The sequence below is a fragment of the Rhodovulum marinum genome, assembly GCF_004343075.1.
GTDB lineage: Bacteria > Pseudomonadota > Alphaproteobacteria > Rhodobacterales > Rhodobacteraceae > Rhodovulum > Rhodovulum marinum.
This window is the reverse complement of the sequence record NZ_SLXP01000003.1, coordinates 78,525-93,377: the sequence shown is the minus strand read 5'-3', so window position 1 is coordinate 93,377 and position 14,853 is coordinate 78,525. Positions and strand designations below refer to the sequence as shown.

The 14,853-nt window shown below is 68.2% G+C and carries 14 protein-coding genes; 8 read left to right on the top strand and 6 right to left on the bottom strand.

What is annotated here, in order from left to right:
• The first annotated feature begins 224 nt into the window (after positions 1-224).
• Positions 225-1,865: a tetrathionate reductase family octaheme c-type cytochrome gene (locus tag EV662_RS06400; protein ID WP_132461330.1), complete on the top strand. Its 1,641-nt coding sequence runs from the start codon at positions 225-227 to the stop codon at positions 1,863-1,865.
• Positions 1,858-2,577, top strand: coding sequence for a cytochrome b/b6 domain-containing protein (locus EV662_RS06395; protein ID WP_132461329.1), 720 nt, complete (start codon positions 1,858-1,860; stop codon positions 2,575-2,577). Before EV662_RS06400 ends, EV662_RS06395 begins: the two co-directional genes overlap by 8 nt.
• Positions 2,578-2,744: 167 nt before the next feature.
• On the opposite strand, the gene mepK is transcribed toward EV662_RS06395, so the two are convergent.
• Entirely contained in the window at positions 2,745-3,311 is a 567-nt protein-coding gene (mepK, locus tag EV662_RS06390; RefSeq protein ID WP_207903598.1) for a peptidoglycan L,D-endopeptidase MepK, read from the bottom strand.
• Between the two features lie 129 nt (positions 3,312-3,440).
• On the opposite strand from mepK, the gene EV662_RS06385 reads away from it, so the two are divergent.
• The 5 genes from EV662_RS06385 to EV662_RS06365 all read left to right on the top strand — a co-directional run bounded on the left by EV662_RS06385 (position 3,441) and on the right by EV662_RS06365 (position 7,909).
• A complete protein-coding gene (locus tag EV662_RS06385; RefSeq protein ID WP_132461328.1) occupies positions 3,441-3,641 on the top strand; it encodes a hypothetical protein in 201 nt (66 codons plus the stop codon).
• Positions 3,641-5,248 (top strand): L,D-transpeptidase family protein, encoded by a 1,608-nt coding sequence (locus EV662_RS06380; protein ID WP_132461327.1) that lies wholly within the window; start codon positions 3,641-3,643, stop codon positions 5,246-5,248. The genes EV662_RS06385 and EV662_RS06380 overlap by 1 nt, the downstream gene beginning before the upstream one ends.
• Positions 5,249-5,309: 61 nt before the next feature.
• Positions 5,310-6,401 (top strand): UDP-3-O-(3-hydroxymyristoyl)glucosamine N-acyltransferase, encoded by a 1,092-nt coding sequence (locus EV662_RS06375; protein ID WP_132461326.1) that lies wholly within the window; start codon positions 5,310-5,312, stop codon positions 6,399-6,401.
• 36 nt (positions 6,402-6,437) lie between these two features.
• On the top strand, positions 6,438-6,704 hold the full coding sequence (locus EV662_RS06370) for an acyl carrier protein (protein WP_132461325.1): 267 nt from the start codon (positions 6,438-6,440) through the stop codon (positions 6,702-6,704).
• Positions 6,701-7,909, top strand: coding sequence for a beta-ketoacyl-[acyl-carrier-protein] synthase family protein (locus EV662_RS06365; protein ID WP_132461324.1), 1,209 nt, complete (start codon positions 6,701-6,703; stop codon positions 7,907-7,909). Before EV662_RS06370 ends, EV662_RS06365 begins: the two co-directional genes overlap by 4 nt.
• An 82-nt stretch (positions 7,910-7,991) precedes the next feature.
• On the opposite strand, the gene EV662_RS06360 is transcribed toward EV662_RS06365, so the two are convergent.
• Complete coding sequence (locus tag EV662_RS06360) at positions 7,992-8,636, bottom strand: invasion associated locus B family protein (protein WP_132461323.1); 645 nt, start codon at positions 8,634-8,636, stop codon at positions 7,992-7,994.
• A gap of 416 nt (positions 8,637-9,052) precedes the next feature.
• Here EV662_RS06360 and EV662_RS06355 point away from each other — a divergent pair, with 416 nt between their 5' ends.
• Positions 9,053-10,576 carry a helicase HerA-like domain-containing protein gene (locus EV662_RS06355; RefSeq protein WP_425056998.1) on the top strand — a complete coding sequence of 508 codons (1,524 nt, stop codon included), beginning with the start codon at positions 9,053-9,055 and terminating at the stop codon, positions 10,574-10,576.
• A gap of 224 nt (positions 10,577-10,800) precedes the next feature.
• On the opposite strand, the gene EV662_RS06350 is transcribed toward EV662_RS06355, so the two are convergent.
• From EV662_RS06350 to EV662_RS20020, 4 genes are read right to left on the bottom strand one after another with little or no spacing between them, the layout of a single operon-like run.
• The gene (locus tag EV662_RS06350; RefSeq protein ID WP_132461321.1) at positions 10,801-12,108 is read right to left on the bottom strand and encodes an HlyC/CorC family transporter; all 1,308 of its coding nucleotides are present in this window, start codon (positions 12,106-12,108) and stop codon (positions 10,801-10,803) included.
• 54 nt (positions 12,109-12,162) lie between these two features.
• The gene (locus EV662_RS06345; RefSeq protein ID WP_132461320.1) at positions 12,163-13,098 is read right to left on the bottom strand and encodes a site-specific tyrosine recombinase XerD; all 936 of its coding nucleotides are present in this window, start codon (positions 13,096-13,098) and stop codon (positions 12,163-12,165) included.
• Positions 13,095-14,639 carry a hypothetical protein gene (locus tag EV662_RS06340; protein ID WP_132461319.1) on the bottom strand — a complete coding sequence of 515 codons (1,545 nt, stop codon included), beginning with the start codon at positions 14,637-14,639 and terminating at the stop codon, positions 13,095-13,097. The genes EV662_RS06345 and EV662_RS06340 overlap by 4 nt, the downstream gene beginning before the upstream one ends.
• On the bottom strand, positions 14,629-14,763 hold the full coding sequence (locus EV662_RS20020) for a hypothetical protein (protein WP_279533232.1): 135 nt from the start codon (positions 14,761-14,763) through the stop codon (positions 14,629-14,631). The genes EV662_RS06340 and EV662_RS20020 overlap by 11 nt, the downstream gene beginning before the upstream one ends.
• Positions 14,764-14,853 lie beyond the last annotated feature (90 nt).

The window sequence follows — 14,853 nt, the reverse complement described above, 5'->3', positions numbered from 1 at the left end:
GCATTCGTGGCAGCCTTTTCGCGGTTTCTCTTGAAGCTTTTATGTCGCCGCCACCCGACACCGGGATTCAGCCACAGATGCCCGCGCGTTTCCAGCCCCGCGGGGACTGCGACGCAGTGACCCGGTTTAAAACGGTTATAACTTGTTTTGTCGATGCAGGTTTCGTTTTATGTATACCTTAGAATACATGAGTCGTGCGAAACCGCGCGGCGGGAGGGACCGACATGCGCAGATTTGGACTGCGGGCGGCAGGATTGGCCGCGATCATCGGGCTGGTGGGCGCATTCGGCGCGGCCGCGCAGGACAGCGCCCCGCAGATTTCCGAAAGCACCACGGATCATTCCAAGCTCAAGGAATTGCAGAAGGATTTCGCCTCCGGTCCCGAAGTGACCGAGGCCTGCCTGTCCTGCCACACCGAGGCCGCGACGCAGGTCAAGCACTCGGTCCACTGGAAATGGGAATTCGAGAACCCCTCGACCGGCCAGCTTCTGGGCAAAAGCCACGTGGTCAACTCGTTCTGCGGCAACGTCGCCTCGAACGAACCGCGCTGCACCTCGTGTCACGTCGGATATGGCTGGACCGACATGAGCGAGCCTCCGCCGGCCCAGGACGCCGCGGTCGATTGCCTGGTCTGCCACGACACCTCGGGGCAATACGCCAAGCTTGACTCCGCCGCCGGCCACCCGCCGATGGAGGCGAAGGGCAAGACCATAACCGGCGCCGATGCCTGGGCGGTCGACCTCAAGAAGGCCGCGCAAAGCGTGGGCCAGCCCACCCGCGAGAATTGCGGGTCCTGCCATTTCTACGGCGGGGGCGGCGACAACGTGAAACACGGCGATTTGTCGTCGGCGCTGTATCACCCGCCGCTTGATGTCGACGTCCACATGTCCGAGGACGGCGAGAATTTCACCTGCGAGACCTGCCACCATTCCGACAAGCATGTCTTCGCGGGCTCGCGCTACGACGTCCAGGCGATGGACCTCGAGGGCACCGGCAAGCCCGGCATGATGCGCAAGGATGTCGCCACCTGCGAAAGCTGCCACGGCAACAGCCCGCATGACGCGTTCTCCGTGACCGGCATGAAGCTGAACGACCATGTCGACCGCGTCGCCTGCCAGACCTGCCACATCCCCAGCTTTGCCCGCGGCGGCATCGCCACCAAGACGCGCTGGGACTGGTCCACCGCCGGCAAGATGGACGAACACGGCCACCCGCTGCACCTGAACGAATACACCCAAGGCGACGGCAAGGAGTTGCACACCTACCTCGCCACCAAGGGCGATTTCGAATACGGCGAGAATGTCGTGCCCTATTACGCCTGGTTCAACGGCCAGGTCGAATACACCGCCACCGACCAGGTCATCGACCCCACCCAGGTCGTCGAGATCAACCGCATCGAGGGCAGCCCCGATGACGGGCGGTCGCGGATCTGGCCGTTCAAGCGGATGGAGGGACGCCAGGCCTATGACAGCGGGCTGAACCACCTCGTCTATTCCAATGTCTGGGGGCCGACGACCGACACAGCCTACTGGACCAATTTCGACTGGGCCAAGGCGATCGAGGCCGGGATGAAGGCCGCGGGGGCCGAGTATTCGGGCGAATACGGCTTCGTCGATACCTACATGTACTGGCCGATCACCCACATGGTGGCCCCGGCCGAGGACGCGGTCGCCTGCCGCGAATGCCACGCCCAGGACGGGCGCATGGCGGGCCTTGCGGGCGTCTACATGCCCGGCTCCAACCCCACCAGCCGTGGCGCGCTGATCGGTATTGCCTTCTTCCTGGCGATGGCCTCGGGCGTGCTGCTGCACACGGTGATCCGGGTCGTGGCCCGCGGCGGAAAGGGAGGGATGAACCATGACTGACCAGACCACGAAACCCCCGGCCCCGTTCGAGCGCGGCCTGACCCCGTGCCCCGACTGCGCCGAACGCGAGGTGATGATCTACCCCCGGTTCGAGCGGCTCTGGCACTGGAGCCAAGCCGCCTCGATCATGATCCTGATGTTCACCGGGCTGGGCATGAACGGCGTGCACAACCTGATCAGCTTCGAACTGGCGGTGCGCCTGCACACGCTGGTGGCGCTGGCGCTGCTCTTGCTGTGGGTCTTCGCCACCTTCTGGCTGTTCACCACCGGAAATTACAAGGTCTTCCTGCCGCGGGTGGTGGGCCTGTTCGCGGTGGCGCGCTATTATGCGTTCGGCGTGTTCAAGGGCGAACACCACCCCTACCAGAAAAGCCTTGGCCAACGGCTCAACCCGCTTCAGGCGCTGGCCTATGCCGCGCTCAAGACGGTGATCTTCCCGCTGGTCTGGGGGTCCGGGCTGGTCTACCTGACCTACAATTTCTGGGAAACCCTGCCCAACGCGCCGTTCTGGCTGGAAGTGGTGGCCAATATCCACCTTGCGGTCGCCTATATCGTGGCCGGCTTCGTCATCCTGCATGTCTACCTGCTGACCATCGGGCATTCCTTCCGCGAAGGTGTGCGCCCCATGGTCGTCGGCACCGAGACGGTGGCCCTGACCCCCGAGCAGGAGGCCTATCTGGAACGCCACGAAACCTGGCGGCTGGTCGACTAGCCACACCCGCCCGCCATGTGCCCCTAGCCGCGGCGCGCCACAACGGGCGCGCCGCGTGTCATTGGGGCAGGGCCGCCGCCCGCCGGGGCAAGGGGCGTGCCAAACGGAAAAGGCGCCCGCGATGGAGCGCCTTTTCCGATGGACTCGCGGCGGTGCCGATCTGGGGATCAGGCCCCCCAGCTGCGCACCGGACCGCAATCCATATGCACGAAGTTCGACTTTGAATAGCGCCCGACGCCGCCCGCGTGGCACGCGCCCGCGGCCTTGGCCATCTGGCCCACCGACCGGCTTTTCAGCCGCAGGTCGGCCGCCTGGCCCTTCATGTGCAGCGAATTCTTGGCCACGCCCCGCGACCGCGAACGCAGCATCGCGTTGGTCTGCGGGCTGCGATAGCCCGACAACAGCATGTAGGGCTCGTCGACATCCAGCAGGCCATGGGCCGCTGCCATGATGTCCACATTGCGCACGTCGATCGAGATTACCGAATCCGTGCGCCAGTCGCGCATGAAATGGTTGATCTCCTTGATGGCGTCCTTGATGTACTCGCCCTCGATCCAGTAGATCGTGTCGATGCTTTCGCCCGTGCGGCCGGAATACATCCGGATCCGGCGAATGTCGCCCGCCCCTCGAAGAAGGCCGAACGCGTTTGCGAAGGTCGGTGCAGCCGCAACAGTGGTCGCCGCGAACGCAGTCAGGAGACCGCGGCGCGAGATGCCGGTAGTGGTCATGTTCATTATGTCTCCGCCCGCCCCAGTTTCGTTCCAATGCCGCGATTTCACGGCGTTTTTTGCCTCAGACCGACGGTGCCGGCCTGCAGCGTCTATCGCACATTCGCCGTTTTCGGCCAAGGCTCGATTCGCCGCATGAGGGGCGCCGCCCCTGAAACCGGCAAGAATTTGCTCATTTTTGCGTCTTACGGTGATTTTTGGCCGACGCTGATTTCCTGCAACAGCGCCGGTCGCATCGGCGGCGACTTGCCGATTTGTTTGTGGACAGGGGGCGTGGATTGGCCGATGCTCGGCTTCGTGCTCGCGACCGGAAAGCCTGACGGGGAAAAGGGTTGATGCAATTTCTTGATCTGCGCTGCGGTCTTCTGGCCGCTGCCGCGGCGGTCGTGCTGGGTCTGACCGGCCCGGCGCCCGCCGATGCGGCGATGGAACTGACCGCGTTCCGCCAGGCCGTCGCCGAGGCCGCGGCCCAGGATGACGCCATCGCAGGGTTCTACCGGGACCGAGACTACGCCCCGTTCTGGACCTCGGCCGAGGCGGCCGAACGCCGCACGGCCCTTTTGACCGCGCTGTCGCATGCGGCCGACCACGGGTTGCCCGCGGCCCGCTACGACGCCCGCGCGCTGATCGACCTGTTCCGGGGGGCCCGTACCCTGCGCGATATCGGCCGCGCCGAGGTCGAGGCGACGCGGATGTTCCTGTCCTATGCCCATGACGTCAGCTCGGGCGTGCTGGACCCGCGCCGGGTGGTCGGCGACATCAAGCGCGACGTCGCCCGTCCCGATCCCGCCGAACTGCTGGCCGGTATCGCCGCCGCGCCCAACCCCGGCGGCTATCTGCGCGGCCTTGCACCCCGCAGCCCCGAATATGCCCGCCTGATGCGCGCCAAGCTGCGGCTGGAAACCCTGGTGGCCGAGGGGGGCTGGGGCGCACCGGTGCCGCGCGGCAGCCTGCGCCCGGGCCAGTCCGGCGCCGCCGTCGTCGCGCTGCGCAACCGCATGATCGCCATGGGCTATCTCGCCCGCAGCGCCACCGCCACCTATGATGCCGCGTTGCAAAAGGCGGTGCAGGCGTTCCAGCTCGATCACGGGCTTCAGGCCGACGGCGTCGCCGGGGCCGGCACCGTGGACGAAATCAACGTCTCCGCCGAGGATCGCCTGAAATCCGTTCTCGTCGCGATGGAGCGCGAGCGCTGGCTGGGCAACGATCGCGGCGACCGGCACGTGCTGGTCAACATCACCGATTTCCACGCCCGCATCATCGAACAGGGCGAAACCGTGTTCCAGACCCGCTCGGTCGTGGGCAAGAACCGTGCCGACCAGCGCACGCCGGAATTCTCGGACGTGATGGAACACATGGTGATCAACCCCACCTGGAACGTGCCCCGGTCCATCGCGGTCAACGAATACCTGCCCAAGATGCAGGCCAACCCCAACGCCCATGGCTACCTGCAGCTTGTCGATGGCAGTGGCCGGGTGGTCAGCCGCGGCGCCATCGACTTTGCCCGCTACAACGCGCGCAACTTTCCCTTCGACCTGAAACAGCCGCCGTCGACGCGCAACGCGCTGGGGCTGGTCAAGTTCATGTTCCCCAACCCCTACAACATCTACCTGCATGACACGCCGTCGAAATCCCTGTTTGACCGCGAGGTGCGCACCTTCAGCCATGGCTGCATCCGGCTGGGCGACCCGTTCGATTTCGCCTATGCGCTGCTTGCCACGCAGACCGACGACCCCAAGGGCTTCTTCGCGGCCAAGCTTGCCACCGGGCGCGAGACGCGGGTGGATCTGGTGCGCCCGCTGCCCGTGCACATCATCTATCGCACCGCGGTGACAGACCCCAAGGGGCACATGCAGTACCGCCGCGACGTCTATGGCCGTGACGCCGCGATATTCGACGCGCTGCAGGCGGCCGGGGTGGCGCTTGCCCCGGTTCGGGGGTAAACCCCGGGCCCAGAACCGGCCGCGCGGGACAGACCGCGGCGGCCAAGGGCAGGGGGCCGGCATGGCGTTCACACTCGACGAAATCGCGACCGCGCTGGGGGCGCGGGTCGAGGGCGACGGCGCGCTGCGCATAACCCGCGCCGCCGAACCGTCCGAGGCCGGGCCCGACGCGCTGGCGCTTGCGATGCAGCCGAAATATGCCGACGGCCTGGCGCAGGGGGCGGCGCAGGCGGCGATCCTGTGGGACGGTGCGGATTGGCGCGCGCTGGGGCTGCGCGGCGCGATCTTCGTGCCGCGTCCGCGTTACGCGATGTCGGGGCTGACCCGGCTGATGGACCCCGGTCCCGAAATCGCCCCCGGCATCCACCCCACCGCCGTCATCGACCCCACCGCCGAGATCGGCCCGGGCGTGGCCATCGGCCCTTTGGTGGTGATCGGTCCGCGCGTCACCATCGGCCCCCGTGCCCGCATCGCCGCCCAGGCCATCGTCGCCGAGGATGCGCGCATCGGGGCGGACGCGCTGATCCTTCATGGCGTCAAGATCGGCGCGCGGGTGACGCTGGGCGACCGGGTCATCGTGCAACCCGGCGCGGTGATCGGTGCAGACGGCTTTTCCTTCGTCACGCCCGAGAAGTCGGCGGTCGAGAATGTCCGCGAAAGCCTGGGCGATGCCGGCGCGGCGGGCGCCCAAAGCTGGACGCGCATCCATTCGCTGGGCGCGGTCAGCATCGGCGATGACGTCGAAATCGGCGCCAACACCTGCATCGACCGCGGCACGATCCGCGACACAAGGATCGGCGCGGGGACCAAGCTGGATAACCTCGTCCATGTCGGCCACAACGTCGAGATCGGCCGCGATTGCCTGTTGTGCGGGCAGGTCGGCGTCGCCGGATCGGTGCGCATAGGCGACCGGGTGGTGTTCGCCGGCCAGGTCGGCGTCAACGACAACATCTTCGTCGGCGACGACGTGATCGCGGGCGGTGCGACCAAGATCTTCACCAACGCGCCCAAGGGCCGCGTGCTGCTCGGCTATCCGGCGATGCGCATGGAAACCCATGTCGAGGCCTACAAGGGCCTGCGCCGCCTGCCGCGGCTTTTCGCGCAGGTCGCCGAGTTGCAAAAAGCGGTTTCAAAGCTTGGACAGAGCGACTAAATCCACGCAGGCAAGACGCGGCAGAGAGGCAGCCCCATGGCGGACAGCGTGAAGGACAAGGTGATCGGGATCATCGCCGAGCAGGCCGTGCTCGAACCCTCGGACGTCAAGATGGACTCGACGCTCGAGGATCTCGGGATCGACAGCCTGGGCCTCGTGGAATCGATCTTCGCCATCGAAGAGGCCTTCGACATCCAGGTGCCGTTCAACGCCAACGACCCTTCGGAAAGCGAGTTCGACATTTCGTCGGTCGCGGCCATCGTCCGGGCCGTCGAGGGGCTGGTGGCCGACCAGAAGGCATGAGGCGCGTCGTCATCACCGGCCAGGGCACGATCAACGCCCTCGGCCATGACGTGCCGCAGACGCTCCAGGCGTTCCGCGAGGGGCGCTGCGGCATCGGCGAGCTGGACATTCGCGACCTGGACCGCCTGTCGATCCGCATCGGCGGCCAGGTGCGTGGCTATGACCCCGAGGACCATTTCAACCGCCAGCAGATCGCGCTTTATGACCGCTTCACCCAGTTCACGCTGATGGCCGCGCGCGAGGCGATCGCGCAATCGGGCCTGGATTTCTGCGGCGAGCTGTCCCACGAGGCGGGCGTCGTGCTGGGCACCTCGGGCGGGGGCATGACCACGCTCGACGAGAATTACCGCTCGGTTTACGAAGAGGGCAAGAACCGCGTTCATCCCTTCGTGGTGCCCAAGCTGATGAACAATGCGGCCGCCAGCCACGTCTCGATGACCTACAACCTGCGCGGGCCGTCCTTCACCGTGGCCACCGCCTGCGCGTCGTCGAACCACGCGATGGGCCAGGCGTTCCAGCTGATCCGCACGGGGCTCAGCCGCGTGATCGTCACCGGCGGGTCGGAATCGATGCTGTGCTTCGGCGGCATCAAGGCCTGGGAAGGGCTGCGCGTGATGTCGAAGGACGCCTGCCGCCCGTTTTCGGCCAACCGCAACGGCATGGTCCAGGGCGAGGGCGCGGCGGTCTTCGTCTTCGAGGAGTACGAGCACGCCCGCGCGCGCGGGGCCGAGATCCTGGCCGAGGTGATCGGCTTCGCGATGACGTCGGACGCCTCGGATATCGTGATGCCCTCGCGCCAGGGCGCGGCACGGGCGATTTCCGGCGCGCTGCGCGATGCCGGGCTGAACCCGGGCGATGTCGATTATATCAACGCCCACGGCACCGGTACGGCCGCCAACGATAAGACCGAATGCGCCGCGGTCGCCGACGTGTTCGGCCCGCATGCCGACCGGCTGATGATCTCGTCCACCAAGTCGATGCATGGTCACCTGATCGGCGGCACCGGCGCGGTGGAACTCCTGGCCTGTATCATGGCGCTGAAGGACGGCGTGGTGGCGCCCACCATCGGCTACGAGGAACCCGACCCCGAATGCACGCTGGACGTGGTGCCCAACGTCGCGCGCGAGGCCCGGGTCAACGTGGCGCTGTCGAACGCCTTTGCCTTCGGCGGGCTGAACGCGGTGCTGGCGCTGCGCCGGGTCTGAGGGCGCCGATCGTTTCCATCGGAATGGCCGGCCTGCCGCCGCGCGCCGGGGTGCGACGCGCGGGGGCAGGGAATCCAGAGACCTATTCCGAGAACAGCGCCAGCACGCTGTCATAGGCCGCGGTGAAACCCGACAGCGACATGGTGATCTTGGCGGTCTGGTCCGGCGCCATCAGCGGCACGATGGTCACCGTCGCGGCCTTTCCGGCCTTGAATGCCGCGACGTCCTCGGCGCTCAGCGCGAAGCGGGCATAACAGGCCTGCGGGGTGCAGAACGAGAAGCGATAGCGCTTGGCCGCGCTGCTGTCCACGGCCAGCCGCAGGTCCTCGCTCAGCAGCGTTTCCAGCGGCGTGGCGATTTCGACGGCGGCCGCGCGCGGGGCGGCCGCGGGGGGCAGCGGCGCGATCGAGACCTGGCTGACCGGGTTGTCGTTGTCGTCGCGCAGCAATTGCTGCATGTTGCAGGATTCCCGATCCTCGGGCCCCTTGACGCAGACCACGCGCCAGTCGTTGAAGGTGTCCTTCACATAGGCCTGCGGCTGCGCCGGGGCGGCGGTTTCGGCCTCGCTCTCACCCATCGGCAGCCCGTCGATCTGGGCCGTATCGGCCACCGGCGGCGTCGCGCTGTCGGTTTGCGGGGCCGCGGGCGTCGCCGTGTCCTGGGCGAAGGCCGGTCCGCTCAGCGCGACCAGCGCCGCCAGCCCGAGGGGTTTGAGAAGTTCACGCATGGTGTGCCTGCCTTTTTCGCTGTTGCTCGGCGCCGATCTACCATGCCGGCGCGAAGCTGTCAGGGGGCAATCTCGGGGGCGGTGGCCGCACCCCGCGGCACCCAAGAAAAAAGGGCCGCAACGCAGCCCTTTTCCCAAGTTTTCTTGCTCCCTGTCGGACGGGCCGACCTTTTGATGGGCGGCAGGCTACGGGCTTTGTCTACAGCCGTCAACAGCCAATGAAACGGCCCCCAAAGCGGCCCATCGGCGCAGGAAAAAAGGCCGCATCACGAGGATGCGGCCAGTCCATCAGGGAGGAAGACCCGCCCGGGCCAGGGCCCGGTCAACGGGATGAATTCAGACTCGCACCAATTGGTTAAATAAGTATTGTCAGGTCAGGCCGATCGCGGGAGGAACGGAAAAGCGTGTCTCGACATATGTTTATCGGCGGCGGCGGGCCGGATTACGCAACGCCCCAGCAGCTGCGGCTCGATTATGCCAACCGCCACGGGCTGATCGCGGGCGCCACCGGCACCGGCAAGACCGTGACGCTGCAGATCATGGCCGAGGGCTTCTCGGCGGCGGGCGTCCCGGTCTTCCTGTCCGACGTCAAGGGTGACCTGTCGGGGCTGGCCGCCGCGGGCCGCGCCGATTTCAAGCTGCACGACGCATTCCAGTCGCGGGCCCGGAAAATCGGTTTCGCCGATTACGCCTATGCCGCCTTCCCGGTGACGTTCTGGGATCTGTTCGGCGAACAGGGCCACCCGGTGCGCACCACCGTGGCCGAGATGGGGCCGCTGCTGCTCTCGCGGCTCCTGGAACTCAACGAGGTGCAGGAGGGCGTGCTGAACATCGCCTTCCGGGTCTCGGACGACGAAGGCCTGCCGCTGCTCGACCTCGACGACTTGCGCGCGCTTCTCGCCTTCGTGGGCGAGAATGCGGGAACGCTGTCGCTCAGCTACGGCAATGTCGCGGCCAGTTCCGTGGGCGCGATCCAGCGCCGGCTGCTGGTGCTGGAAAACCAGGGCGGCGCACGGCTCTTCGGGGAACCCGCGCTGGAGTTGTCCGACCTGATGCAGGTCGACCCGGACGGCCGCGGGCGGATCAACATCCTGGCCGCCGATGCGCTGATGGGGGCGCCGCGGCTTTATGCGACCTTCCTGTTGTGGCTGCTGTCCGAACTGTTCGAGGAACTCCCCGAGGTGGGCGATCCCGACAAGCCCCGCCTCGTGTTCTTCTTCGACGAGGCGCACCTGCTGTTCGACGACGCGCCCAAGGCGCTGGTCGACAAGGTCGAACAGGTCGCCCGCCTGATCCGGTCCAAGGGGGTGGGGGTCTATTTCATCACCCAGAATCCCGACGACGTCCCCGAGGACATCCTCGGCCAACTCGGCAACCGCGTGCAGCACGCGCTGCGCGCGTTCACCGCGCGCGACCGCACGGCGCTGAAACGCGCCGCCGAAACCTATCGCGACAACCCCGCTTTCGACACCGCCACCGCGATCCGCGAGGTCGGCGTGGGCGAGGCGGTGACATCCTTCCTCGGGGACAAGGGCGTGCCCGGCATGGCCCAGCGCACGTTGATCCGCCCGCCGGCCTCGCAACTGGGGCCGCTCGACGCGGGGGCGCGGGCGCTGTTGATGGCCACATCGCCCATGGCCGGAAAATACGACCGCGCGATCGACCGCGACTCGGCGCACGAGATGCTCACCCGCCGCGCCGAGGCCGCCGCCCGGGCCGCCGAAGAGGCCGAGCAGCGCGAGGCCGAGGCGGAAGCGGCCGAACGCGAATATCGCAGCGCGCGGCGCTACTCGGGCAGCCGGTCCAGCACCGGCCGCCGCCGCGATAGCCCCGACAGCCTCGGCGCGGCGCTCGGCCAGGCGCTGATCAAGGAGCTGTCCGGCACCACCGGCAAACGCCTGGTGCGCGGTATCCTCGGCGGGCTGTTCAAGGGGCGCTGACCCCACGCCATCCGCCGCCCATCAAATTGCGCGCCTTCGGCGCAAGCCTTCTGGCACTTCGTGCGGTTTGGCGCCCGTGGCCGGCCGAACGCATTGCCCCCGGCTTTTCCTTGTCCAAATACTCCCGCCGGAGGCGGCGCGGCCCGCTAGGGCCGCGCCACGCCCAACGCCGGACAAGCGCGGCGCAGCCGCGCGCAGGCCGGGGGCGGGAGCGCCCCGCCCCCCTAAAGTGGCCGGATCTTCAGCCGGGTGATCCGGTTCGCCTGGCGCTGCAGCACCTCGAAGCGGAATCCGTGGAAGGAAAACACCTGCCCCTGGGTCGGGATCGACTGCGCTTCGTGGATCACCAGCCCCGCGATCGTGTTCGCCTCCTCGTCGGGCAGCGCCCAGTCCATCGCGCGGTTCAGGTCGCGGATCGTCATCGCCCCGTCGACCAGCACCGCGCCGTCCTCGGTGCGCCGCAGCGGGTGTTCCGCGTCGACGTCGAACTCGTCGGTGATCTCGCCCACGATCTCCTCCAGGATGTCCTCCAGCGTGATCAGCCCCCTCAGGGCGCCGTACTCGTCGACCACCAGCGCGAAATGGGTGTGTCGGCGCAGGAACTCTCGCATCTGGTCGTCCAGCGTCGTCGTCTCGGGCACGAAATAGGGCTTCATCGCCACGTCGAGCACGCGGAATTCCTTCAGCTTCTCGGCGCTGGCATCGGGGCCGCGCAGCAGCTTGTCCATCGCGCGCAGCAGGTCCTTGGCGTGGATCACGCCGACGATGTTCTCGGGGTCGCCGCGGAACAGCGGCAGCCGCGTATGCGCGCTTTCCAGGCATTGCGACAGGATCGTTTCGGGCGCCTCGTCCGCGTCGATCATCTCGATCTTGGAGCGGTGCAGCATGATCTCCTCGACCGTCCGCTCGCCCAGGTCCAGCGCGCCCAGGATGCGGTCGCGGTCTTCCTTCTCGACGATCCCCTCGGAATGGCCCAGCTGCAGCGCGCCCGCGATCTCCTCGCGCACCGCCAGGATCTGGCTGTCGGGATCGGTCTTGACCCCGAACAGCGCGAGGATCTGGCGCACCAGCGCGCGCACCGCCGAGACGACCGGCGAGAACACCATCACCACCACGCGGATCAGAGGCGACACCCGCGCGGCGGCGGTTTCGGCATTGGTGATCGCATAGGTCTTGGGCAGGACTTCCGCAAAGATCAGCACCAGCAGCGTCATCACCAGCGTGGCCAGCGCCACCCCGCTTTCGCCGAACAGCCGGGTGAACAGCGCGGTCGCCAGCGAGGCGGCCAGGATGTTCACCATGTTGTTGCCCAGCAGCACCGAGCCGATCAGCCGCTCGTTGTCCTCGGTGATCTTCAGCGCGGTCTCGGCCCCCTTGTCGCCGCGATCCGCGCGCGAGCGCAGCTTCCCGCGCGAGGCCGCGGTCAGCGCGGTTTCCGAGCCCGAGAAAAAGGCCGACAGCAACAAAAGCGCGACGATCGCGCCGATGGTCACGAAAAAGGCCGCGTCAAGCAGCGGGGCAGGGCTGTCCATCACTCTCTCTGGTTCTGCGTTCCGGCAAGGTTATGGGGGCGGCGGGCCGCCCGTTCAAGTCGCGTCGGTCTCGCGGGCCAGCGGGTGATGCTCCAGAACCAGCCTTTTCAGCCGTTCGTCCAGAACATGGGTATAGATCTCGGTCGTCGAGACATCCGCATGCCCCAAAAGCGTCTGGATCGAGCGCAGGTCCGCGCCGCCCGCCAGCAGGTGCGTGGCAAAGGCATGGCGCAACGTATGCGGCGTGACCTTGGCCGGATCGATGCCGCCGGCAACCGCGATCTCCTTGATCAGGGAATAGAACCGGTGCCGCGTCAGGTGGCCCAGCTTGCCGCGCGAGGGGAACAGGAACCGGCTGGGCGCCACGCCATTCGCGCGGGCGGCTTCCTCGGCGGCGTCGCGCTGCACCAGCCAGGCCGCCAGTGCCGCGCGCGCCGGCGGCGACAGCGGCACCATCCGTTCCTTGCCGCCCTTGCCCCGGATCAGCAGCATCCGCGGATCGCCCCGCGCCGCCGCCACCGGCAGCGAGACCAGCTCGCTCACCCGCATCCCCGTGGCATACAGCACCTGCACCAGGCAGGTGTTGCGCAGCGCTTCGCGCGGGCTGGCCTCGGCGGCGGCCAGCAGGCGGTCGACCTCCTCGTGGCTCAGGGTCTTCGGCAGGCGGCGCGCCTTGCCCGGCCCCTTGATCTGCAAGGCCGGGTTGTCGCCGCGCCAGCCCTCGTCATAGGCAAATCGGAACAGCTGCTTGATCGCCGACAGCCGCCGCGCCCGGGTCGACACCGCCAACCCCTCGGCCTCGCAGGCCACCAGGTAGGCGGTGATGTCGCGTTCGCGCACCGCCTCGAATCCCTGCCCGCGGGCGCCCAGCCAGTCGGCAAAGGCCTTCAGGTCGCGCGCATAGGCCAGCTGGGTGTTGGTCGCGGCGTCCTGCTCGGCGGCCTGCGCCTCCAGGAAGGTCGCGATCCAGCGCGCCGCGTCCCGGCTCATCCCCGCCGCTCCAGCAGCATCAGTTGCAGCGCGCTTTGCCGCGCGACCGATTCCAGCCCCACCTTGCGCAGCACGGCCAGGGCGCGGGTGACATCGCCGATATCGCCGCGCGCGCCATCGGTGATCAGGTCGATCGCGGCCAGGATCGCCTCGCCCAACCGCCCGTCGGCCAGCAGCCGAAGTTGCGCCGCGCCCGGATCGGCCCCCGGCCCGAACCCGTCGATCAGCGCCGCGCCCAGCGGATCGGGCGGCGACACCCCGTCCAGCTCGCCGGTGGCCAGCGCGATCAGGAATCCTTCCTCGGCACTGGCGGGCTGTCGGGCCTGCGCGATCGCCTCGTAGTCGTCGCCCAAAAGCCCGATCCGAAAGGCCAGCCGCGCCGCCTCTCCCTCCAGCTCCAACCGGGCCAGGCGCGTGCCGTAAAGCTGGGCGAACGGCACCTCCAGTTCGGCCGCCACCATCGCCGCCCAGGCCGGGCCAAGCGCACGCGCCACCGGCCCCGGCTTGCCCGCCAGCATCGCCACGTCGAACGCCTGCAGCGCGGCGACCCGGTCCCACAGCCCGCCCGAGGCCGCCGGTTTCCGCTCGGTCCAGATGCCCAGCAATTGGTTCGGCGGCAGCGCCCCGGTGCGCGCCAGCCGCTCCGCCGCCTCGATCCGCGCCTTCCAGCCCGCGTTCGACCGCAGGTCGGACCGCGCAAAGGCCAGCGGCAGCCGCGTGGTGGCCAACGGCTCGCCCACCGCTTCGCGCATGCGAAAGATCAGCGGGCTGGGCCGCGTCGGCGCGGGCAGGGGCGGGGCGCCCTCGGCTTGTTCCGGGTCCAGGAACCGCGCCAGCAACTCGTCGTCCTCGTCGCTGATGAAGCCCAGAGCGCGCGCCGTCTCCAGCGTCAGCGCCGCGGCATTCCAGTCGCCGCCGCGCGCCAGGCAGAACACCCGCGCCGGAAAGGTCGGCGCCACGTCGGGCGTGGCGCGCATCGCCGCGCAGGCGCGGTCCTCCTGCCCGGTCAAAAGCGAGATGTCGAACCAGCGGCGGAACAGTTCCGGGTCGGTCGGCCCCGCGCGTTCCACCAGCGCCTGCGCCTGGTCCAGCGCGCCCAGGTCCAGCAGCTTGTCCAGCCGCGCCAGCAACAGCACGCCGCGTTTGTCCGCCCGCGCGCCCTCCGGCGGGTCCAGTTCCGACAGCAACAGCGTGAACAGCAGCGCCTGGATCGCGGGCAGGGTGTCCACCCGCTCGGCGCGGATCGCCCGGGCGATCTCGGCCGGCCGGCCCGGCCCCCACAGGTCGCGCGGCAGCCCCGAAACCTGCGCCGGCAGCAACCCCACCGCATCCGCGCTGGTGCCCGTCAGGGGGGTGACCTCGATCGGCTCGGTGCGGGGCCCCGGGCTCAGCGCCGGCGGGGCCGCGCGCACCGCCGGCTGGGTCACCGAATCTGACAGCCAGTCGATCGCCGACAGCGGCTTTTCCGCCGCCGCCGGCCCCGCGATGGCGCCGCACGCCAGGGCCAGCCCGACCAGCGCCGGGCGCGGTCTAGTCCACATCGAGTGTCCGGCTTTCCTTCACCTCGGCCTGCTGGGGCGTCATGTCGCCCAGATAGGCAAAGCCCACCAGCCCGATGAACCCCACGATTACCAGAAAGATCAGTGCCTTGAGTAGCCGCACCATACTGCTCTGCCTTCCTTGTCCGTTCGCGCGTTTCCCGCTTTGATCCGATTATAACTGGCATTCGGGCCAAGTTCACGCCATTGAAGGGCC